The 21,641-nt window shown below is 38.2% G+C and carries 21 protein-coding genes and 2 pseudogenes; all 23 read right to left on the reverse strand.

Annotated elements, in window-relative coordinates; all coding sequences use genetic code 11:
- Positions 1–11: 11 nt before the first annotated feature.
- Positions 12–1,520 carry a glycerol kinase GlpK gene (glpK, locus tag SCRDD08_RS06830; protein WP_061422971.1) on the reverse strand — a complete coding sequence of 503 codons (1,509 nt, stop codon included), beginning with the start codon at positions 1,518–1,520 and terminating at the stop codon, positions 12–14.
- A gap of 157 nt (positions 1,521–1,677) precedes the next feature.
- On the reverse strand, positions 1,678–3,105 hold the full coding sequence (locus tag SCRDD08_RS06835) for an AcpB/EbpR/MafR family transcriptional regulator (RefSeq protein ID WP_061422972.1): 1,428 nt from the start codon (positions 3,103–3,105) through the stop codon (positions 1,678–1,680).
- A gap of 191 nt (positions 3,106–3,296) precedes the next feature.
- Complete coding sequence (locus SCRDD08_RS06840; RefSeq protein ID WP_061422973.1) at positions 3,297–3,809, reverse strand: DUF6630 family protein; 513 nt, start codon at positions 3,807–3,809, stop codon at positions 3,297–3,299.
- Between the two features lie 134 nt (positions 3,810–3,943).
- The gene (locus tag SCRDD08_RS06845) at positions 3,944–4,399 is read right to left on the reverse strand and encodes a hypothetical protein (protein ID WP_061422974.1); all 456 of its coding nucleotides are present in this window, start codon (positions 4,397–4,399) and stop codon (positions 3,944–3,946) included.
- On the reverse strand, positions 4,392–4,583 hold the full coding sequence (locus SCRDD08_RS06850; protein ID WP_061422975.1) for a hypothetical protein: 192 nt from the start codon (positions 4,581–4,583) through the stop codon (positions 4,392–4,394). The genes SCRDD08_RS06845 and SCRDD08_RS06850 overlap by 8 nt, the downstream gene beginning before the upstream one ends.
- 54 nt (positions 4,584–4,637) lie before the next feature.
- Entirely contained in the window at positions 4,638–5,525 is an 888-nt protein-coding gene (locus SCRDD08_RS06855; protein WP_061422976.1) for a DUF4300 family protein, read from the reverse strand.
- Positions 5,526–5,760: 235 nt separating this feature from the next.
- Positions 5,761–7,527, reverse strand: coding sequence for a glycoside hydrolase family 13 protein (locus SCRDD08_RS06860; RefSeq protein ID WP_061422977.1), 1,767 nt, complete (start codon positions 7,525–7,527; stop codon positions 5,761–5,763).
- A gap of 263 nt (positions 7,528–7,790) precedes the next feature.
- The gene (locus SCRDD08_RS06865; protein WP_061422978.1) at positions 7,791–8,462 is read right to left on the reverse strand and encodes a CPBP family intramembrane glutamic endopeptidase; all 672 of its coding nucleotides are present in this window, start codon (positions 8,460–8,462) and stop codon (positions 7,791–7,793) included.
- A gap of 393 nt (positions 8,463–8,855) precedes the next feature.
- Positions 8,856–9,080, reverse strand: coding sequence for a hypothetical protein (locus SCRDD08_RS11965; RefSeq protein WP_231089349.1), 225 nt, complete (start codon positions 9,078–9,080; stop codon positions 8,856–8,858).
- A gap of 281 nt (positions 9,081–9,361) precedes the next feature.
- Positions 9,362–11,134: an oleate hydratase gene (locus SCRDD08_RS06875; protein WP_061422979.1), complete on the reverse strand. Its 1,773-nt coding sequence runs from the start codon at positions 11,132–11,134 to the stop codon at positions 9,362–9,364.
- Positions 11,135–11,276: 142 nt separating this feature from the next.
- On the reverse strand, positions 11,277–11,816 hold the full coding sequence (locus SCRDD08_RS06880; RefSeq protein ID WP_061422980.1) for a TetR/AcrR family transcriptional regulator C-terminal domain-containing protein: 540 nt from the start codon (positions 11,814–11,816) through the stop codon (positions 11,277–11,279).
- A gap of 396 nt (positions 11,817–12,212) precedes the next feature.
- Positions 12,213–12,326: pseudogene (locus SCRDD08_RS11070) on the reverse strand (ADP-ribosylglycohydrolase family protein); the annotation flags it as partial.
- 40 nt (positions 12,327–12,366) lie between these two features.
- Complete coding sequence (locus SCRDD08_RS06885) at positions 12,367–12,984, reverse strand: SAP domain-containing protein (RefSeq protein WP_061422981.1); 618 nt, start codon at positions 12,982–12,984, stop codon at positions 12,367–12,369.
- 103 nt (positions 12,985–13,087) lie between these two features.
- On the reverse strand, positions 13,088–13,216 hold the full coding sequence (locus tag SCRDD08_RS11970) for an ADP-ribosylglycohydrolase (RefSeq protein ID WP_080937013.1): 129 nt from the start codon (positions 13,214–13,216) through the stop codon (positions 13,088–13,090).
- A gap of 11 nt (positions 13,217–13,227) precedes the next feature.
- Entirely contained in the window at positions 13,228–14,034 is an 807-nt protein-coding gene (locus SCRDD08_RS06890) for an alpha/beta hydrolase (RefSeq protein WP_061422982.1), read from the reverse strand.
- 313 nt (positions 14,035–14,347) lie between these two features.
- A complete protein-coding gene (locus SCRDD08_RS06895; RefSeq protein ID WP_061422983.1) occupies positions 14,348–15,013 on the reverse strand; it encodes an HAD family hydrolase in 666 nt (221 codons plus the stop codon).
- A gap of 47 nt (positions 15,014–15,060) precedes the next feature.
- Positions 15,061–15,917, reverse strand: a pseudogene (locus SCRDD08_RS06900) (IS982 family transposase).
- A gap of 73 nt (positions 15,918–15,990) precedes the next feature.
- Positions 15,991–16,635, reverse strand: a complete 645-nt coding sequence (locus SCRDD08_RS06905) for an HAD family hydrolase (RefSeq protein WP_061422984.1) — start codon at positions 16,633–16,635, stop codon at positions 15,991–15,993.
- Entirely contained in the window at positions 16,632–17,069 is a 438-nt protein-coding gene (locus SCRDD08_RS06910; RefSeq protein WP_231089350.1) for an NUDIX hydrolase, read from the reverse strand. Before SCRDD08_RS06910 ends, SCRDD08_RS06905 begins: the two co-directional genes overlap by 4 nt.
- Positions 17,070–17,088: 19 nt before the next feature.
- Positions 17,089–17,685: a DNA adenine methylase gene (locus SCRDD08_RS06915; protein ID WP_081104289.1), complete on the reverse strand. Its 597-nt coding sequence runs from the start codon at positions 17,683–17,685 to the stop codon at positions 17,089–17,091.
- Positions 17,686–17,927: 242 nt separating this feature from the next.
- Positions 17,928–19,283 (reverse strand): 23S rRNA (uracil(1939)-C(5))-methyltransferase RlmD, encoded by a 1,356-nt coding sequence (gene rlmD / locus SCRDD08_RS06920; protein WP_061422987.1) that lies wholly within the window; start codon positions 19,281–19,283, stop codon positions 17,928–17,930.
- A 181-nt stretch (positions 19,284–19,464) separates the two neighbouring features.
- Complete coding sequence (locus SCRDD08_RS06925; RefSeq protein WP_061422988.1) at positions 19,465–20,802, reverse strand: LCP family protein; 1,338 nt, start codon at positions 20,800–20,802, stop codon at positions 19,465–19,467.
- Positions 20,799–21,641 (reverse strand): prephenate dehydratase (pheA, locus tag SCRDD08_RS06930; RefSeq protein WP_061423278.1); only part of this gene is annotated, 843 nt, incomplete at its 5' end. The genes SCRDD08_RS06925 and pheA, both read right to left, overlap by 4 nt.

Raw genomic sequence — 21,641 nt, forward strand, 5'->3', positions numbered from 1 at the left:
TTCTTTCAGTATTAGTCGTCGATTTCCGCAAAGACTTGGGTTGCCTTAACGGCTTTTTTCCATCCTTTGTAGAGTTGTTCCTTGCGGGATTCATTCATAGATGGTTCAAAGAGTTCTCCAGTTTCATTGAGAGTGCGGAGTTCGTCCAAGTCTTTCCAGTAGCCTACTGACAGTCCTGCCAAGAAGGCTGCACCGAGAGCAGTTGTTTCTAAGTTTTTAGCACGGGCAATATCGATTCCCAAAATGTCAGCCTGGAACTGCATGAGGAAGTTGTTCATAGCAGCACCGCCGTCGACTTTGAGGACTTGAATAGCTGTCTTAGCGTCAACCTGCATGGTATCGATGATGTCGCGTACTTGGTAAGCGATGGATTGCAGAGTAGCCTTGATAAAGTCTTCCTTGCTGGTTCCGCGGGTCAAGCCAAAGACAGATCCACGGGCATTTTGATCCCAGTAGGGAGCGCCCAGACCTGTAAAGGCAGGTACAACATAGACTTCGTCATTGTTGCGAGAATTGAGAGCATATTTTTCAGATTCTGGTGAATTTTCAACCATCCGAAGACCGTCGCGCAGCCATTGAATAGCACTTCCGGCAATGAAAATAGAACCTTCTAGGGCATAGTAAACTTTGCCGTTGATACCATATCCGATGGTTGTCAAAAGGTTGTTTTCAGACAACTGCATCTCTTCACCAGTGTTCATGATGATGAATGAACCTGTTCCGTAAGTATTCTTGACCATACCAGGTTCAAAAGCTAACTGTCCAAAGAGAGCTGCCTGCTGGTCACCAGCCATACCAGAGATTGGAACTTCTCCGCCGTAGAAGTGGAATGGAGCAGTCTTACCATAGATTTCTGAGTTAGAACGAACTTCAGGAAGCATAGCCTTCGGAATGTTGAGAATTTCCAAAATTTCGTCATCCCATTTGAGTTCCTTGATGTTATAGAGCATGGTACGGGCTGCATTTGAGTAGTCGGTCACGTGAGATGCACCATCAGTCAATTTCCAAACCAACCAGGTATCAATGGTACCAAAGAGCAATTCGCCCTTCTCAGCTCTTTCTTGTGCACCCTCTACATGATCCAAAATCCAGCGTACCTTGGTAGCAGAGAAGTAAGCGTCAATGATCAAACCAGTCTTTTCGTGGAATTTTTCTACGTAGCCTAGGCTTTTCAGCTGTTCAGCCAGAGGAGCAGTCTGGCGAGATTGCCAAACGATAGCATTGTAGATAGGAAGACCAGTATTCTTATCCCAGACGACAGTTGTTTCACGCTGGTTGGTGATTCCTATAGCTTCGATTTGGTTGGGTTTTACACCGCTTTCGATGAAGGCACCGGCGATAACGGATTGAACAGAGTTCCAAATTTCGTTGGCATTATGCTCAACCCAACCTGCTTGAGGGAAAATCTGAGTAAATTCTTTTTGACTGGAGCTAACTTTTTCTCCTTTTTTGTTAAAGATGATGGCGCGGGAACTAGTAGTTCCTTGGTCGATGGCCATGATGTATTTTTCTTGTGACATGAACTGTCCTCCTAGTAAAAATCTTGAGGATGTTTCCTCTACAGTAACTAGTATATAAAATAAAACGCTTTCTTTTTTATCAACTTTTTTTAAATTTTAAAAAAATCTGAGGAGATTGTGCGAAAATCACAAAGAAACCTGGATTTCTCCAAGTTTCTTAATGAAATATCATGTGACGGATTTGAGCCAAATCTTCCAAATCCAAGTCATTTTTTAAATAATAGATGGGAGCCTGCTGGGTCTGATGAATGGGATTGTTGGTGATGATGAGATCGTAATTTCTGGTAAGGTCGTAGGATTCAATCGTAATAAAACGATTGTACTCTAAGTACCGCCTTAAAATGGCTGTCATCCTGGAAACAACGATAAAGCTATCTGTCAAGTCCATGCCTATCTTGATGACTTGACCGTCGTTTTCAGCAATGTACTCCATCAGCTGGAGCCAATCCCACAGCACCTTTTTATCCAGAGATGTTCCCTGCTGGAAAATAGGCAGTTTGCTAAAAATAGTGTCTGCCACTTGTCTATAATCGTCTTCGCTCCATAAGTAAGGATGGCGCAATTCCAAGTCATGCTTGTATTTGTCTTGCAAGAGGTAGCCTCGGAAAAGAAAGACGCGGGCGCAGAGCTGACTGAGTTCGTAGGTCACTTGGTCTTCGATGTAATCCCCTAGCAAGTCCTGGCCCTTCATCTCTTGAATGAGTTGCGTAATCAGACTGGCAATTTCACCGCCAAAGCCCAGTATATATTCCATGGTGTGCAAGGGTAAAATCCGATGGGAAAGCAGAAATGAAAAGAAAATCATCATTTCGCCATCTTCGAGACTTAGAGTGATGTGCTGTCCGGCAAAGAAATCATTCGTCCGGCGATGCAAGCGCTGGTAGAAGATATTCTCAAAATAGCCCTGCATTTTCTGCTCAATGTTTTGAAATTGACAGGCATTGACTCTTAGGCGCTGTTGGGTAATATGCGCCCAAAGGGCCAAGTCCAATCGCTGCCCTTGAGAGAGCTGGGCTCCGCAGAGTTCTTCTAAGACGGTAACTTCCTGCCTTCTTTCTGATTTTTGAAGTTCCTTTTCCCAATCTTGACTGGACCAAACCTTGCAAAAGAGGCAGAAATAAAAATAGCGGATTTGGTGCTCAGGACCTTTCAAGCGGCCATTTTGGATAGATAGCTCAAACTCTGATAAAATCTGATTTAGACCAGATATATGGCGGCCAAGGGTCGCTTCGCTAATCATCAGCTCCTGAGCCAACTGATGGGCTAAAAACTGCTGATGATAGAGCAGGTAGTCTAAAATCTGGTATTTGACAGCATTGTTTAAAAAGAGTCTGCGAATGTCCCGTCCCTTGGTATCAGATCCAATAGACAGACTGAGCGTTTCGTCTTGAAGCTGGATGGATAAGGATGTATGATGGTCCATAGCCTTGTCGTTAATCAAGCTAATGTACTTGGTCAAGGTTGCTTTCGAGAAACCGATTTCAGACATAACGTCCTTCAAACTGGATGTAGAATGCTGCTGTAAATAAGACAGGACAATAAACTGCCCCGCTTCGCTCTTTTCCATTAAGTCTGCTAGATACATCGGAAAAACCTTTCAGTTTGCTAATCTTAGCTTAACACAAAAAGAAAAAAAGGCGAAGCAATCTGCTTCATCTGCTACATCCTTCAAAGCATAAGCGAAAAAAGGAAACCTGAACCAGCGGGATACTTTTCCCAGCTGTCTCAGGCTTCCCTTGTATCATCAGGATTGGTTCACCCTTTTAAATATGATATTTACATATTCTTTGCAAAATCCAAACGGAACCCAACCTTTTGACCTAATTGAATCAGTTCAGTCAAAGTCTCCCTGCGACAGACAAACATGACATAGCTGTCGCTATCAATGTCCATTGCTCCGAGGCAGCAGCCTGCTTCCTCCCATTTTTCATCCAAGACCTTGCACCATGATGGGATGTCTCCATCTTCATCTAGCCACTCATCTTGCAGTGGGAGATTCTTTTGATCTGCTAATTCTTTCATGAAATAGGTGAAGTCTTCTAACTCAGCCTTCCAATCCAGCTCAATAGCATTACCACTCTCAATTAACTCATCCGCAATCCCGATCCAAACGATGGTATCTTCTGATTCATCGTCCTCTATCCCACGATCGTCATAGCGATCGATATTTTCATCAAAGTAGTCCCACGGTGAGGCAAGACAAGCTTCTATAGCAGAACGGACAGAGCTGTCCTCAGTTAGCAGTTCAACTATACTGGTAAAAATTTCTTTGTTCAGTTCATTTGTCATAACCGACTCCTTTCTTGTCCATAAGGACATATTTTTAACGTTATTGAAAAAATTTTTATCTGTAATCCCGACTAGTCCTAGTCATAGGACTGATGATTTAGGCAATTATCACTTGTTCGTTTAAGAAGGTTTCATCATCCATAGTGTTCAGAACCTTCAACATCTCGGTAGTGGAATTCTAAATCTGAAATCAATTTTTCGCCACATTCTAATAATTGAGCTATAGTGAGAGAATTTACATTCTTGTCAGAAAAAGCAAGCTCTGCTTTCAAGTCAACTTGATAACTTCCAACAAGAGTCGCTTGGATATAGGCTGCATAGTCATTGCTAGCAGATGCCCAGCCCATTAGTTTAAAGTCCATTTCAAAGCGAATGAACAATTCCCTATCATTCTGCTGCAAGTCTAAGATAGTAAGACCTTCGCTATCCTGAATTTCGGATGAATCAACCATATCTAGCTTTTCTCTATTAAGATAGTTTAAATTCTCAGATAATGCTTTGAAGAAGGACAATTCCTCTACTTTATGACCAATAAATTCCCATAAAATAATTTCTAAATCTTTTATTCGTAAGTACTGCTCTTTAATCATTATGCCTCTTAGTCTTTGCTAATAAGATGATGACACCTAGTAAAACAAGAATTCCAATTACAAAAACAACTATTTCTAGTTCTTTTAATCCTTCAATATAGGGTATGATATAGATACTTGATTCCACAAGTAGAAAACCGATAAGAGTAAGGGCAATCGAAAAATATGTCTGTTTTTTATCCATTTTTATGTCCTTCCCTTAACTAGAGTTTACATAAAACTTAACTAGCTCGAAATTCTATTTCCCCTCTACCCACTTATCATTGTCCATGATAAAGGGCTTGGCCAATCCTTCTCCTGTGTAGTCTTTATATTTTGTCTGCAGGTATTTGTAGACATCTTCCTTGGTCTCAAACTTGATGGCCTGGTATGGCTCTTCAAAGGTCAGCTTTTCGACAAACAGATAGCCGTCTTTATCTGGAACCAAGACTCCGACATGCCCTACAAAGAGAGAATCACCGTCAAGATTGTCGTGGACGATGACAGAAAGCATCCGAGCCTTTTCGTTAAACTTGAACTGTTTGAAGTATTCCTCCATCTTCTTAGCATGTACCTTGACATCTTGAGTCGCTTCAGTCTTGACTCTTGAAAATAGGATATTAAATTCTTCCTTGTCCTTGGCATCAAAGAGCTTGCCCTTGTCAATCGAGTCATTATCGATGAACAAGAGTTCGTCGTCCTTTGATATTTGAGGGATTTCGATGCTATTTTTTAGCAGAGTATAAGTATTGATCCGACAATTTGTCCCGATAAAATCGCCCTTCTTTGCCTGCCATAGAGGATTGATTTTTTCTACATCATATTCAGTTTTGGTAAATTTAGTGAAATCGCCCGTTAATCCAGTAGAACCAACAAGTCCATTGTAGTCATTGACTAAATTGACAAAGTTATCGACACTGGCCTTATCCAAGTCGGCAGCCAACAGACTCTTAACTTCTTCGACACTTTTTTGACTATTTAGATTTGAATAAGTCGCCTTCCATGGGTATTTTTCTGAGCTAGTCTGACCAACTGTTGGATTCTCTTGACTGCCGTTTGATTGCTTTTGCGCCTTCCCACATGCAGCTAAGCCAAGAATTGCCAAAGTGCAGGCACTCATCAACATAATCTTTTTTACTTTCTTCATTCTTTCGTCCTTTTTACATTTTTCCTATATTCATCTTCAAATAATTCCTCTTGTTATTATATCAAGAAATATTGAAAAACAGAAAGGAAAAATCTATCTTGGATAGAAACTTCCTTAAGCCATAAAAAATGACTGCAGTTGATAAAAATGCAGTCATTTTGAATAGACTATTAATCAATTGGTATTTTTGAAATTCGAGTAACTCTGACAAGTACTTAAGTCAAATTTCCAAAAATTAATTTGCCTCAGTTTGCAAATCTTCCACAAAAATCGCAAAGCCTTTTGATAAGATTTGAAGCTGACCATTCGAGATTTGGCAATGACTTGTTAAAGCAGCCGAATCGCTGTCTAACAGGTAATTCTCCTTGGATTGGTTAAAAATTGCTCGGACCTTTTGCCCATCATAATCCCATTCCAGAGACAGCACATCAGGTTTGATTTCTTCTAGACTATATTTTCCATGCTGGATAATTTCTGAAACACTCTTGCGAAGCTGAATCAATTTCTTCATGAACTGAAGCATGTCATTGTCACTGGAAACACGTTCCCAAGGCATGACACGACGACAATCTGGGTCTGGCCCTCCATCTAATTCTAGCTCAGTTCCATAGTAGAAACACGGTGTCCCCCTTTGTAAAAAGAGGCAGGCAAGGGCAGACTTAACGAGTTGAACATCTCCCTTGGCAGTGGCTAGAATACGCTCCGTATCGTGCGAATCCAGAAGATTGAACATCACTTCTGAAATCTGCTGCTTGTAGTACATAGACTGGCTATTGATCTCATCGATGAATTGACTGGTCTTCTTAACCCCACGCAAGAAATAATCCTTAATACTGTCAGAGAGAGGATAGTTCATGACCGCGTGGAATTCATCGCCATTTAGCCAAGGCTGAGACGTGTGCCAGACTTCCCCAAGAATATAAAGATCAGGCTTTTTAGCCAAGACAGCCTTACGGAAATCCCTCCAAAATTGGTGGTCCACTTCATTAGCCACATCCAAGCGCCATGCATCGATATCAAACTCTTCAATCCAGTAGGTCGCAACGCTCAACAAATAGTCCCTCACTTGAGAATTGGCCGTATTGAGCTTTGGCATATATCTCTCAAAGGCAAAGGTATGGTAAGGGAGCTTTCGAGGATTGCCAAGCTTATCCTTGGTTACTGGGAACTCTTGAACATGGAACCAATCTTTATAAACGGAATTTTCACCGTGTTTAAGGACATCCCTCCACTGTGGAGATTGGTCTCCGATATGGTTGAAAACAGCGTCCAGCATGATTTTCATGCCTCTCTGATGGGCCTCATCCACCAGTTTACGGAAAGTTTCCTTATCTCCAAAATGATGGTCAATTTCGAAATAATCCGTCGTATTGTACTTATGATTGCTCGGGGATTCAAAGATAGGACAGAGATAAAGGCCTGTAATACCCAAGTCCTGCAAGTAATCCAGATGATCCATAATCCCTTGTAAATCACCACCAAAGAAATCGTCTCTTTGAGGAGCAATAGCGGAATCCCAAGCTCGTGCACCTTTCGGTGAAAGTTCAGGATTTCCATTGGCAAATCTTTCTGGGAAAATCTGATACCAGACTGTCTTTGAAACCCAGTCAGGTACATGACAAGCATCAATCTCGTGGATATAAGGAATTTTAAATCCATTTCCTTCATAATGAAGATTTTCTAGCGTGTTTGCAACACATCCCTTATCGCCATACAAAATACTCTGACCTTGCTTATCTTTAACCTCAAAGAGATACTGGAGTCGCGCATAGCCGACTGAAATCTCCACCTGCCAATAATCAAACAAAGCATCGGAGGTGACTTTGACCATTTCCTTACTCTCTTCATAATGGTCCTCCATAAAAATAAAAGGATCTCCATAATGCAAGGTTATACTTTCAATATCTCCCCTCTTCGTCCAAATGCGAATGTGCATTGTCTTATCTTTATAAAGATAAGCATGCTCCGACTCTGGCCTGTGATAAATAGCTGACAATTCCATATTTTCTCTCCTAGATTTCTCTTTATAAACTCATCTCAACTTTGTGCAAACGATTTCAAAACCTAGCCCTAGTATATCACTTTAAAAAAATGAATGCAAGGTGTTGTTTGGGGGATATAGTAAAAAGCCTTGAGGCCAAGGCTTTTACTAATTAGATTTTTTAAGAAGCTTACTCTATACTTACATGAACTATATTACGCAAGAAATGTATGCGACAGTTATCGTCTCTATCCTAAAGTGAAGTCCATAGTTAAGTAGATATTTTACATATGAAACATTAGAAAAACAATACCTGTTGTATTGGCTAGAATATGCGATAAAGTTGTAATCAAACAATTTTTAGTCTTTTTATAAATAACGGAATAGATGATACTATCAATAAAAATCATCAAAACATCATAACTAACAAGTTCAAAACTTCCACTAGCAATATGGGCTACTGCAAACAATAAAGACGACACAATAGCACAAAGCCAGAATGGAAGAATTGTCATTGACTTGCCAAGAAAGAAACCTCGCCATGCGATTTCTTCTCCTAAAGCCGCAATTATTACTTGAACCATAAGGAGTGGTATTTTATCGAAAGATAACATAGAATCCGTTCTTCCAACAATATGACTGGTGAATGCACCCTTAAATACCAAATCGCCAATAATTAACGTTGCTACAGCGGTTCCTATCGGGAGTAAAACCAAAAGAATTACTCCTTGTTTTTTCAAATCATTGAAAAATGATTTAAAACGTAATCCCGACTCTATATGTCTTTTTTTCTCCAAAAATTCAATAACAAAGAAAAAGAGAGTACCAATCAGTACGGTGAGACCTGATAAAGAAAGTTCAGGTATTATCTTTGTCAAAGACAATACTGCCATTAGAAACAAACCAATGATTGTAGTATATACAGACTTTTTATCTATTTTAGCAAAATCAAGCATAAATATTTCTCCTTAACGTTAGTAGGGCGACATGGTTATTCTTTTGTCTTGAATTGTCAAATTAAGTGCACAATTCAAGACTTAAAAAACTTTCTCCAAAAGGTTTCTAGGGTTTCACAATCAAAGTTGCACACTCAGCAATTCGCTGTTGTCCATGAGAGGAATATCTCTTCTACTTAGCTGAAAAATCTGCTCGTACAAGCAGTGATACCGCCTAAACATGAAATAAGTGAACACTAAGTATGTCAAGTGAACCTGTATTTATGTAGAAACATGTCTATAAACCTTTTAACGATAGCACAAGATTGTCGTTAAAAGGTATTACCTCGACAAACTGGGATTTACTTAAATGAAATCCAAGATTGATATAGGTCAAACTTAAGTTATTTCTTATCATTTTTCTTCTCTTAAAACCAATAAAATATTTTCTGAATAATTTGAAGAAATATTCACTGAACTAACTGATTCAACTTTTATCTGTTTTACCGAAAAAAATGTCTTACTATTATAACGAATATTGAAATCATGCTCAGACCCTTTTTTAACATCTTGAAAAGAATCATTATTGATATTAAATTCTGATTTTCTAATCGATTCAATATTTTCTTTTGTGCTCATTATGTAAATATAGCCAGTAAAATCTTTAGTAGATATATTTCTTTTATCAAGAATACTGATTGTATTAATTTCTATATTTTCATTGAAATTTATTAAAATCAGAATATAATTTTCAATTACTGATCATTCGAACTTCTCTAACTCTAACAAAATTTTATAAAAAAACGGTTTATGATTTTCGCTCAAAATTCCAATTCTAAAATAAAAACACGAGAAAAAACTCTACATTTGAGCCCTTTCTCGTATCCTATTATCTCAATGATTATACCAATTTATATCAACTAAATTAAATCAGCATCTTTAAGTAGTTCCTCAATAAATGTTCCCTTGATTTTCTTCGCAGCACGTTTTTCAAATAGTTTCACTAAGAACGGAACTTTTACATCGGCTAATTTCTTGCCGTCCATCAAGCGGCTTGTTGATTTTGTAAGAACGCGTAAATCGTAAGCTGAAGCGAACACTTCTGGTACACCACGATCGACATCAAGCAATGTATATACAGCTTCCATCGCTGTACGAACAGAATATTCTGTTGTAAACACTGTATCGCGAGGAGTTTCAGCGAAGTTACCAATGAAGGCAATATTCTTAGAGCCATTTGGAACAACGAGCGGACGGTCGCCATCTTTACGTGCCATGAAGTAGCTTGTGATATAAGGCATGTAGCAAGGCACTGTGTTGCATCCTTCGCTAGCAAATTCATGAATCAATTCTTCTGGAACACCCATGTGGTATAACCATTCCTCGGCAATTTCAATCCCTGTACATTCTTCAATTGGTTTTTCCACATAGTTTCCTTTGATTCCTGAATATAAACCGTAAATCCATACGACTAATTCATCTTTACTTTGTGCTTTAAAGTGTGGTTGACGGTTTAATGTGTAGCTCATCATCCAGTTTGAGTCGCGAACTGTTACGATTCCTCCTGTCACCACTTTTCCAGCATAAGGATCACGTTTTGAGATTTTTTGAATGTATTCAGCGATACGTTTATCTTTTACAGTTGTTGTAGCTGAAACAAACCAGCTTTGGTCTGGCAAGTTTTCACAGAATACTTCTGGATGTCCGAAGCGTTCATCTTGTTTCGCTAAGTTTTTCCATAAGCTCCATGATCCACCTAATTCTTTTGAAATTGGAGCTGGAGTATTGTTATCCCCGTATGTTGTTGCAGCAGTAATACTACCGTTTGTCACGAATACTAAGTCGTTTTCTGTAAGATTGCGTGTTTCTAAAACGCCACCTACTTCTAACACAAGTTCTTTAGCAATCATGTCGCTTCCAACGTGTTCAACAATCACATTTTTAACGACTGTATCATACTCGAATTGAACATTATGTTTTTTCAAGTAGTTCACGAGTGGTAAAACGAGTGATTCGTATTGGTTGTATTTCGTAAATTTCAAAGCAGATAAGTCAGGTAGACCATCGATATGGTGAATGAAACGTAAAATGTAACGGCGCATTTCAATCGCTGAATGCCATTTTTCAAAAGCAAACATGCTAGCCCAGTAAGTCCAGAAGTTTGATTCGAAGAATTCTTCACTGAATACATCGGTAATTTTTAGCCCTTGTAATTCAGATTCGGAGGTCATATATAATTTCACCATTTCTTCGCTTGACTTATCGCTTAAAGTGAATTGGCCATCATCCGGAATGCGTTGTCCTTTGTTTTCAATCACACGACATTTTGAGAAGTTAGGGTCTTCTTTGTTAAGCCAGTAGAACTCATCTAACACAGAGGCATCTTCGACTTCTAGTGAAGGGATTGATCTGAATAAGTCCCATAAACATTCGAAGTGGTCTTCCATTTCACGACCTCCACGAATAATGAATCCGCGTGTTGGGTTTAAGATTCCGTCTAAGCTTCCTCCTGCAAGTGGAAGTTCTTCTAAAATATGAATGTTTTCTCCTTTCATTTGGCCGTCTCTGACTAAGAAAGCAGCGGCTGATAAGGATGCAAGTCCTGAACCAACTAAGTAAGCTGATTTTTGATCAACGCCTTGTGGTTTTTTAGGGCGAGCAAATGCTTCGTAATTTCCATTTGAATAGTACATAATATAGCCTCCATAAATGATGTTTTATTTACTATGCTATTACTATAAATCTAATCAAAAAATAATACAATTTACAAATTAGGGTGTTTGTCAAAAGGTTAGACAAACACCCTAATTTGTAAAGTAATATTTTAATTTTGGTTTAAAAATTTGAAATAATGCTCCCCAACATAACTCTTTCAATCTTTTCAACTAATTCATCGGCAGTGCTAGGCATCTGTTTTTCAATCCAATCTAAACCAATACCGACCAGAGCATAAGTATAAAATGAAATTGAAAACTCGACTTGTTGTGCTTCTTCACCCGTAACCTGGATTTCCTGAAAAATGAGATTTGTCAAAAAACGTTCTACTTCTTGATTTAAGAATTTTTCTAAATATTCCTTTCCAAATGAGCGATAGGTATTCAGTACAAAACTCCGATTATCAGCAATATATTGAAAAATAGAAGCAAGAACATCTTGCCAATTATCATAAGTTACATCTTTCCCCACCGAAATTTCAGTATCCTGAAGATAAATCCATTCTACCAAATCATAGATATCTCTGAAATTATTATAAAAAGTTTGGCGACTAACACCGCAAGATTGGGTTAAATCATTGATAGTGATTTTGCTTAGTGACTTTTCTTCCATCAATTCTTTCAAGGTTGAAGCTAGAACCTTTTTTATCACAGTTGTCATCTTTCATACCCTTTCACATCATTTTATAGCTAACATTATAACAAATTGTAAAATCTTATCAAACTTTATTCATCTGACGACATATAGTTTAAGAGAAATATACTGTTCATTCTAAATTGATAAATATTGGATTTAAAGCTATTAAAAAAATTTCATTATTTTTTTGATAATTTCTAAAATGAATCACTTGTTATCACATCCATCTAGCATTGGAAATATTTTAAATGATAGAACGAACAAGAGGAGGTAGCTTGAAGTTATATCTGGCCAACTAGACCGAGATTTCTCATCAAATCAATTTGCTTGCCAACTTATGAACTTGTTTTCTGTTTTTACTTTCAATATTTCAACCATCAAGCTCTTCTTATATCTAACTCTATTATATCAAGTAAATTCAACCGTATCATCAGTGAAAAAACAATTCTCACGAAATAATGGAAAGTCTTTCGTTTTAATATTGTCCCATTCGTAAACTGAACCCACAATGTCTCCAACAATTGCTCCTAGCATGGTATTCCTCCTTACAAACTATTGGTTGAGACTGACATTTCTACTTTTCATACTCGTCTATTCTATCAGCATATTCAGTCAAAAGTTTTTTTGAATAAATTTTTTCATTACTTGAATTTCTAACTTCTTTCCAAAGAATAGAAGCTACTTTTAGTTTATTCGAGTAGTTGGCACTATTTTCGTCTGCACAGAAATCCTTTAAAAACTGATTCCATTGACAAACCGAATGGTCATACTTGGCATAATCTGAATTTCCATAATAAACTTTTAGCATATCTTGAATTGTAAATCTCAAATCATGTTCTCTTTTGACTTTTCTCCAAGCAGTAGCCATATCAGCAGTAAATTTAAAGGGTGAAACATCAGTTAAAGTTGAGAAATATTCTCTAAAGTGTGCATTAAAGGAGAATCCGCATTCAAGTAAGGGCGTATCTAAAGCAACGACTTCTACGTGTTTCTTTTTCCTTTTTATTGATGATTTTTTAATCAAAATTCCCTTAAAATACTGCTCAATAATATCATTGAGTTCTTGTTTTGTACCTTTATATTCAAGTCCTAATGACTTGCATATCTGTGAAAGTTCATCACGATACCAATAGTATTTATTAAATTCATCAAAGGATGTGATTTTATCAAACCCAGGTCTGCTTTCTATCAATATTTTAGCTCCTTAAAACAGTTTAGGTTTTCATTTCTAAATAATGGAGTTTTAGTTTCTTTAGTTTGAGGATTAACTATGTTTCACTAACAAACTCAAACACTCAGCGGTTCGGACTTACCGTATCATCCGTGAAAAAACAATCCTCACGAAATAAAGGAAAATCCTTCGTTTTGATATTGTTCCATTCGTATACTGAACCTACAATGTCTCCAACTATTGCTCCTAGCATCCGTTTCCTCCTTATGGCATATCAGATTCGTTACACATTTCTAATGAGTCACTCTTTAAAAATGGCACTACCAAATCAATCCACTCATAAGGCAGGTAAGCTGATAAATAGCCGTGGTTATAGCCCTTTGCTTCATACAAAATTGTATTTGAATGTAGCTGATGAAATAATTTCGCTGATTCTTTCACACAATTCAATTCTTTTTCACCATAGATATACAGAACCTGAGCCTTGCTAGCAGAAATCATATCTTTCAGCTTGTAACATCCCATATAGTTTTTGTAAATGGTCACCAATGTTTTGACAGGGGTCCTTGGCAAATCCTCCAAATAATAAGCTTTTATTTCCTCTGGATAAGCCAGTTTAGGATAGAGTTTGTTCATCACGCTTAACTGAAGTTTGCAAGAGAATTTATTGAACATCAGTTTACCAAATAGAGACACTAGAAAGATGTTGATTTTAGCTAACCTTGGTTGAGGAATACAGAGGCTTCCATCTATGATGGCCTTCTCAGCAATTTCACTGTCTAAAGACAAAAGCTCCATGGCAATTTGACCACCAAGTGAAACACCACCGATTGCAAACAATTTCCCACCACAGTTTGCTTTGATATAGTCTAGAATCTCCAAAGCAGAATCTTCAGTGGAAACATAATCAAGTTGATATTCCTCGCCGTGGCCATTCAAAGTGGGTAGAATAATACGGTATTCTTTTGACAAGATTCGTGCTTGACGTAGATAATTCCACCAAGAACTGCCACCACCATGTATCAGTAAAATAGGAGGCAAATTCTTATCACCAAATTCATGGAATTTCATGTTTAAACTCCTTACTGTAGGACTTTCACTAACTACACCCATGTTTAATCAGCTTGTACAAGCAGTGATACCGCCTCAACATGAGATGTTTTTTTAGCATGCCCTTTTATGGATCAAAAAGTATTAGAAATAAGACAGTAACCTCAGAATAGCTACTGTCTTATCTCATTTTTTTACTTAAAGCCTTGACAGACTTGACAAATGGTAGAAAAGAGCCTAAAAAGGCAGAGTCCTGATAAGTTCTACCTCAATTTTCGTTATGAAACAAGTTTATTTCTTTCTAACGTCCTCAAGAACCTCATCGCCTTTCAACTCAAAGACTCTGTGATTCTATTATTTGTAAAACTTCTTTCATATTTTCAACTTTCCATTGCGCTTTGTCATTAAAAAATGGTAATCGGCTATCATAATAACCAATAGTTGCAATTCCGGCGCTAGTTGAAGATTCAATTCCAGAGTATGAATCTTCAATTGCAATACATTGTTCTGCTTGCAATTCTAACTTATGTAGCGTTGTTAAATAGATAGACGGATTTGGCTTACTTTCTACAAAATTCTCTCCGCTAACGATGACATCAAAATATTTTTTTATGTCACACCTTTCTAAAACTTCATTAATATGCTCATATTTTGATGATGATGCTACAGCTAATTTGATTCCGTTTTTCAATGCATAGTCAATAATTTTTAGAATTTCTTTTCTAAAAAGTAAAGAATAATCAATTTTTTCATATCTCTCATCACTAAAAGAAGCATATTCTTTTTCTATAGTTTTTATATCATATTGTTTCTCAATAAATTGCTGTAAAAGCCTATAAAGATTAAAATATGATTTACCAACTAATACCAATAGCTCAGTATCTTCGTAACTAGATTTTGGATTAAGGTGTTTGATAAAATCTTTCTGTATTAGAAAATCTTGGTACTCTGTATCAACTATAACTCCATCCATATCGAAGATTATACCTTTTAAATTCATAAATCCTCCTTTAAAATCAAAATCTATCATATATAATACCCGTGTTGCTAGTTGATAAAAAATCCTAAATTATAGACCAAAATAGCCCGTTCGATCTCTAATTGCAAACCTGCTAAAGAGCGAGCAAGCGGATGCTCAATGTTAAACAATGCATTTAGGACAGAGATCCGAGTTTCGATGGTCCTTCGGATTGCCAGGATAGCAGGATTGTTGTGCTCAGCTGCTCCTTTCATATTTTTACGAATCGGCGTCAAAAAGTCTATTCCCTTGGCTTCCAATCGTTTTTTCAGTTCCTTACTCAAGTAGCCCAAATCCGCTAAAACAGGAGAATAGGGGATGGCATCCAGCAACTCTTCTGCCACCTGAATATCATGGACCGAGACAGGCGTAACCAAGTAATCCAAAATATAGCCCGACTCTGTCACCGCCAGATAAATTTTAAAACCATAGAACCACATGTTTTTGGAAGCGCAGTAGCCGATGTTGGCCACCTCATTCAAGACCTTGGCCTGATGATTTCTAACCGGCTGACACAAGAGGACTGGAAAGCTGTCGATAATGACTAATTCATCAAAATCCAGCTGATTGAAATAGAGGCAAATCAGCTGAAGCAGGGGCATCAGATAATGAACACGGCGATAGAAGCGGCTTCTCTCCAATCCCTGAATCCGAAGAAATTTCGGATAAATTGATAAAACTTTCGCTGTGACTTCATCCCAATTTCTGCCTGAAATTGCATCAAGGTTAAAACAGAAACATTCGAAACCTTGCATTGCTCTACATTCTTGCGGTGGATCAACTAATCAGGAGCGACTTTTTGATATAAGTCACGGCAGACTTTACGAAGCTGCGGCATACTGAGTTGAAGGTGATGGCGATTCGGTGTATAATGGAAAATGTCCATTTGGTTTACCTCCCTGCTATTTTTCTTCACTTGCAGTGTACACCAAATGGGCTTTTTTGTTAAGTCAAATCAACTAGCAACAGGAGTATATAATATCTAATGGATTCTTAGATATTATATCAGGAGAAATAGTAAATTTTCTTGTTTTATACCAATTGACACCAACAGCTAGTACATTTGCTTTTTTGGCTGAGATAATATCTGCATCTGAATCACCAAAGAATATCGCATCTGAGGGAGTTGCATTATAATGGTCAAGTATCTTCAAAATTCCTTCACTATCAGGTTTAGAATTAGCAACATCATCATCAGATACAATGTAATTAAAATATTTTTCTAATTCTAATTTCTTCATACTTATTTGTATACTTTTTCGCCCCTTACCAGTAAAAACAGCAAGTCTTTTTCCTTTATAATTTAATTTTTTTAATAGCAAAGTAATATTTTCAAATACTTTATTTTGAACAATAAAATGATCGTGTAAATTTTCATAAAGAATGTAAAATAATTCGACTGCTTCATCAGCATATTTTTCTTCTACATGGCTCCTTATAATATCTTCCTCACTACCTCCAAATAATGATTCAATATCCGAATCACTCATTTTGATATTTTTATATTTTTCAAACACTATCCTGAAGCAACTAAAACAAAGAGGGAGTGATTCAATAATAGTATTATCAAAATCAAAAATAAATATTTCTTTTTTGTCAATCATTTTAGTCCTCTATAATAGTTTATATAATCAAGATATTCTTGTTCAATGTTATAAGGAAGGGAGTTATAATTGAAATATTTTAACTCCAGCGTTTCTTCTGAACTTACATTCAATTCTCCTGTATAATTAATCGCTTTGTATAAAGAGGTAACTACATATATTTCATCTTTGTTTTGCAGAACAAAATGATAATCCTGCCCTGAAAAAGTATGAATTAACTTCAATTCTTCAATTGTTAATCCTGTCTCCTCAAATACTTCCCTAATTGCCGTTTGTTCAAGTGTCTCTCCTACTTCCAATAATCCACCTGGCAATCCCCATGTTCCTGAAGAACGTTTTTGAAGCAACACTTGATCTAGTTCATTTTCAATAATAACATTTGAACCTACTAAAATAAGCAAGTCATTACCTATCTTTTTTCGAATTGTTGACACGTAATTTTCTGTTGGTGTGTTAAGCATCTTGTATCACCCGTTTCTTTATCTCTTCAGCATTGATATGAATGTTTCTTAAAATATTAACTATCATTTCGATATCTGCATACGTTAGAAATGGATGCATAGGTAAACAAATTATATTTTTGGAAATATTTTCAGTATTTTCTAAAACAAGATCATTGTATTCAGAATAACAATCCATTTTATGTATAGGAGGAGAAAAATAATTTCTTGTTGGAATACCCTCTCTATTCAAACTCTGAACAACTGTATCTCTATCTAACCCAAATGACCTTGCATGCACTACTATGCATAAATCTTTATATGTACTAATTTGGTTATCCGGTATTTTTTGCAACGATATTCTAGCATATTCTTTTCCAAGAAAGGCGAGCTCTTTTCGAATAATTTGGTAATCTTTTTGAATACCTTGGTAAAAGTTAATAAGTCTTTTATTTATATCATTCAATAAGGCGTTCTCTGGTTCAAGATAAAAATATACACCTCCTCCCCCCATGAATGGTTCTACATAACGATTAAATTTGGGGATTAGTTTTTCAAAATACTTTATTTCTTTTGATTTACCACCGCGATATTTGAGAATAGGTTTCAAGTTAGCGTCCAATAATTTTCTTTTTCCATTATACCATAATCTACCTCTTATAAATAATAGACCGTCTAAACGATTATAAAAATCCCAAAAGCCCGTCTATGGAAATAAATGACATTATCTTACATCAATCCACTAATATCAAAGTAACTACTTAAACTAAAGCAGTTACTTTGATACATCCCCACTAAGACTAAAGGGGCACTGTTTCCAGTAAGTTCGTAAAACCTTTCGCTAAAAGGTTTCTATGCTTTCACGAGCAGAGCTACACACTCGACGTGATGCGTCTGCGGAAATAAGTCCACTGGCTGGACTTTCTTCAGTTCGTAGCCCAGTTCTTGATAAAGTTTGATATCACGCGCCATGGTGGCAGGATTGCAGGAGATGTAGACAATCCGCTGGGGCTCCATGCTGACACTGGAAGTGATAAAGCTTTCTGTCAGGCCCTTACGCGGCGGATCGACTAGGATGTCATCCGCCTTGATCCCCTGATCCAGCCAAGTTTGGATGGCTTTTTCTGCAGGGGCGCAAACATAGCTGGCATTGGTGATACCGTTGAGTTCTGCGTTGCGCTGACTATTTTCCACGGCCTCAGGAATGACCTCGACTCCATAGACCTGCTGGACTCGGTCAGCCAGCGACAGACCAATGGTGCCAATGCCCGAGTAGGCATCCAGCACAATATCCTCTTTTTTAAAATCAGCAAAGTCAAAGGCCGTCTGATACAGCTTCTCTGCCATCTCAGTATTGACTTGGTAAAAGGCTGGCGCAGCAATCTGGAATTGCTTGCCCAGCATGCTGTCAGTGATGAAGTCTTGGCCATAGAGTGTCCGAAATTCCCGACCGAAAATGGCATTGCCTGGCTGGTCATTGATATTTTGCATGATAGACTTGATAGCTGGGAAAGCTTCTGTCAAACGTTCAACCAGCTGCTCCACTCGGAAAATTTTAGGACGAGTTGTTACCAAAATAACCATGATTTGTCCTGAATAGTGACCACGTCGCACAACAAGGTTCCGGATCAGGCCAGTACCTTCCTTTTCATCATAAGGTTTTAAATCAAAACGACGAAGCAAGTCACGTACAAAAACGATGACTTGGTCGATAACTGGATCCTGAATATAAAAGTCCTCAATCGGCAGGAGGTCATGGGAATTTTTACGAAAAAAGCCAGTTTCCAGCTGGCCATTGACACGACGGACTGGCACTTGAGCTTTGTTACGGTAGGCCAGTGGCTGATCCATGCCCAGTGTTTCCAGCACTTCTACATCTGAAATGCCAGCAATTTTATAGAGACAGTCCTGCACTTGCTTGCCTTTAAAAGCTAGCTGGGCTGGGTAGGCTAAGTGTCCTAAATCAGCAATTCCAGTCCGCAGATAGGCCAAATCGACATGCTCATTGCGCTGGTCAGACTTCTTCACAAATTCCTCAACTCGGCCAAAGCCGATTTTTTTATTGACCTTGAGGACACGCATGCGAATCACTTCACTCGGCAAGGCATTTTCAACGAAAAAGACGCGGCCGTCTACCTTGGCCACACCCGCTCCCTCATGACTGAGATCTACAATTTCTACTTCAATAATATCGTTCTTTTTTAACATTTCTTTACTTTCTAATCCATCCTGCGCTCAACTGCAATGATACTAAAGCAGGGAATCACAGGATTTCTACTGTTTATTTCTTTCTTCCTATTGGAAAATATGTTCACATTTCTGCTCTGCTATTTTCCAAAAAGAAAGGGAAGAGACAAAATCTGCCACTTCCCATTATATCATAAGAGCCCTATCTTAAGCCCATTTGTTTCAATCTTTCTTTATAGGCTTCAAAATCAATCAAGAGTCCTTGTCCACCATACATATCATAGGTATCCGTCCAGTCACCTAGTTCTGGTATAGTGAGGCGCTCTATCCCATTGCGTGAATCAAGCACCAAGGATAAGCCTTGTGACCAAATAAAACTCTGAGGTACATTGGTCGAGGTCAAGGCAAAAACTTTTCCTAATGCTTCAGATCCTGTAAAAAGCTTCGTAGGGTCTTTTATCTGCTGCATGATAGCAGTCAAGACTTCTTGCTGGCGGCGTGTACGTCCAAAGTCACCCTCATCGTCCTTACGGAAACGGGCATAGTTTAAGAGCGTCCGACCATCCATGTGCTGACGACCAACTTTGATGGTTTGAGTAGGAACCACTCCATCCTTCATGTTTAAATCATCTGGAACTTCCACTTCTGTGACTTTTTCGCCATCAATGGTCGAAAATTTAGCATCCATGAATACACCATTTGGAAAGAGGGTGTCAATTGCAGTCGCAAAGGTGTTAAAGTCCACTAGAGCATAGTATTTAATGTCAATATCGAAGTTATCTTTCAAAGCTTGACGCACTGCCTCAGCTCCACGATGATTGTCTTGTTCACCAAAAGTATAGGCGGAGTTCAATTTTTGATCATAATAATCATCATCCGTCGGCTCCGTGTAGGAATTGCTGACACCGTCAATATGAATCAGGGTATCTCGCATAAAGCTAACCAACTTCATTTTATGGTCTTTATTGCCAACGTTTAAAACCATAATTGAATCGGTCCGAGTCTCCGTTGAATTTTCTCCAATTCGGCCATCCGTCCCTAAAACAAGAATATTGATCCCATCTCGAGCATCATGACCATCAAAGTACTCAACATCAGCCGCTTTAAGATTTCCTGGTCTCGCTGTATTTAAGCCTTTGAAAAACATAAAGAGCATGCCAGAAACAACCAAAAGCACAAAAATGAGGAGCCACATCAGCACGCGCTTCGGACGAATTTTTTTGTAGGTTCTCGGAGTTTTCTGAGTTGATTTTTTCGCTTCTTGCTTTAAAGAAGCACGGGAATTCTTTTGACTTCTGCTAAGAGAACCTTTACCCGGGTATTTGGGTAACAAACCGGATGAATCCGTCATCGGATCTTCTGATAAAGCCTGCACGGTCTGCTTGGTAGACGCCTTTTGCGCAGCATCTGGCCGTCCTTTCGACTTTTGGCGGAGGTAATTATACTCCTCTTTTTCGTGTTCGTTAAGATAGTAATAGTTTGTATGGAGATAATCCAGCCTTAACTGCTCGTGTCGACTCAGATTTTCTGTTTCTCTCATCTCTGCTCCAATCTATAATCCTGAATTTGAAAAACGGGATAACTTCCTAGAATTTTAAATGTGATACCAAGTGTAGTAAGCTCTTGGTAAGCGAAATCCACTAATTCTTTCCGTTCATTATCAATATCAATAATAAAGAAATATTCCCCTAGGGCTGTTTTAAGAGGGCGACTTTCAATCTTTGTCAGGTCAATACCGCGCCAGGCAAAGGTTGATAGTGCCTTATACAATGCACCGGGCAGATTATCTGGTAAAGTCAGAGCCAAACTCTGCTTTTCCTCTTGCTTTACAAGCTTAAGAGCTGGGGTGGTTTGTCCTAAAATCCAGAAACGAGTGAAATTTTCCTCCATTTCCTGAATATCCTGAGCCACCACTTGCAGACCATACTCAACTGCCGCAGTCCGCGGTGCAATAGCCGCAAAAGGTTGGTCAGGATGCTCTGCTACAAAGCGAGCCGCATAGGCTGTACTAGCTGTAATTTCAATTGCTGCTTCTGGATAATGCTGGCGAATATAGCCTTTTCCCTGAGCAAGCGCCTGAGGATGGGAAAAGACTTTCTCAATAGGCTTGTCCAAACTTGTCGCCAATAGCTGCTGCTTAATGGGCTGAACAATCTCTGCCACTGCTTGGATCTCAGCCTGATGGAAAAGATAGTCTAAGGTCTCATGGACACTTCCTTCAATCGAATTTTCCACGGGAACAACTGAATAATCCACCTCTTTCCCTTCATAGGCCTTCATCACTTCTGTGATATTTTGGTAGGGCACCAAGTCTGCTTGGGGAAAGGCTTCTTGGGCAACATGGTGGGAAAAAGATCCCTTGGGTCCTAAAAAAGCTAC

The organism is Streptococcus cristatus (assembly GCF_001578775.1).
In the GTDB taxonomy this organism is placed as follows: Bacteria; Bacillota; Bacilli; order Lactobacillales; family Streptococcaceae; genus Streptococcus; species Streptococcus cristatus_A.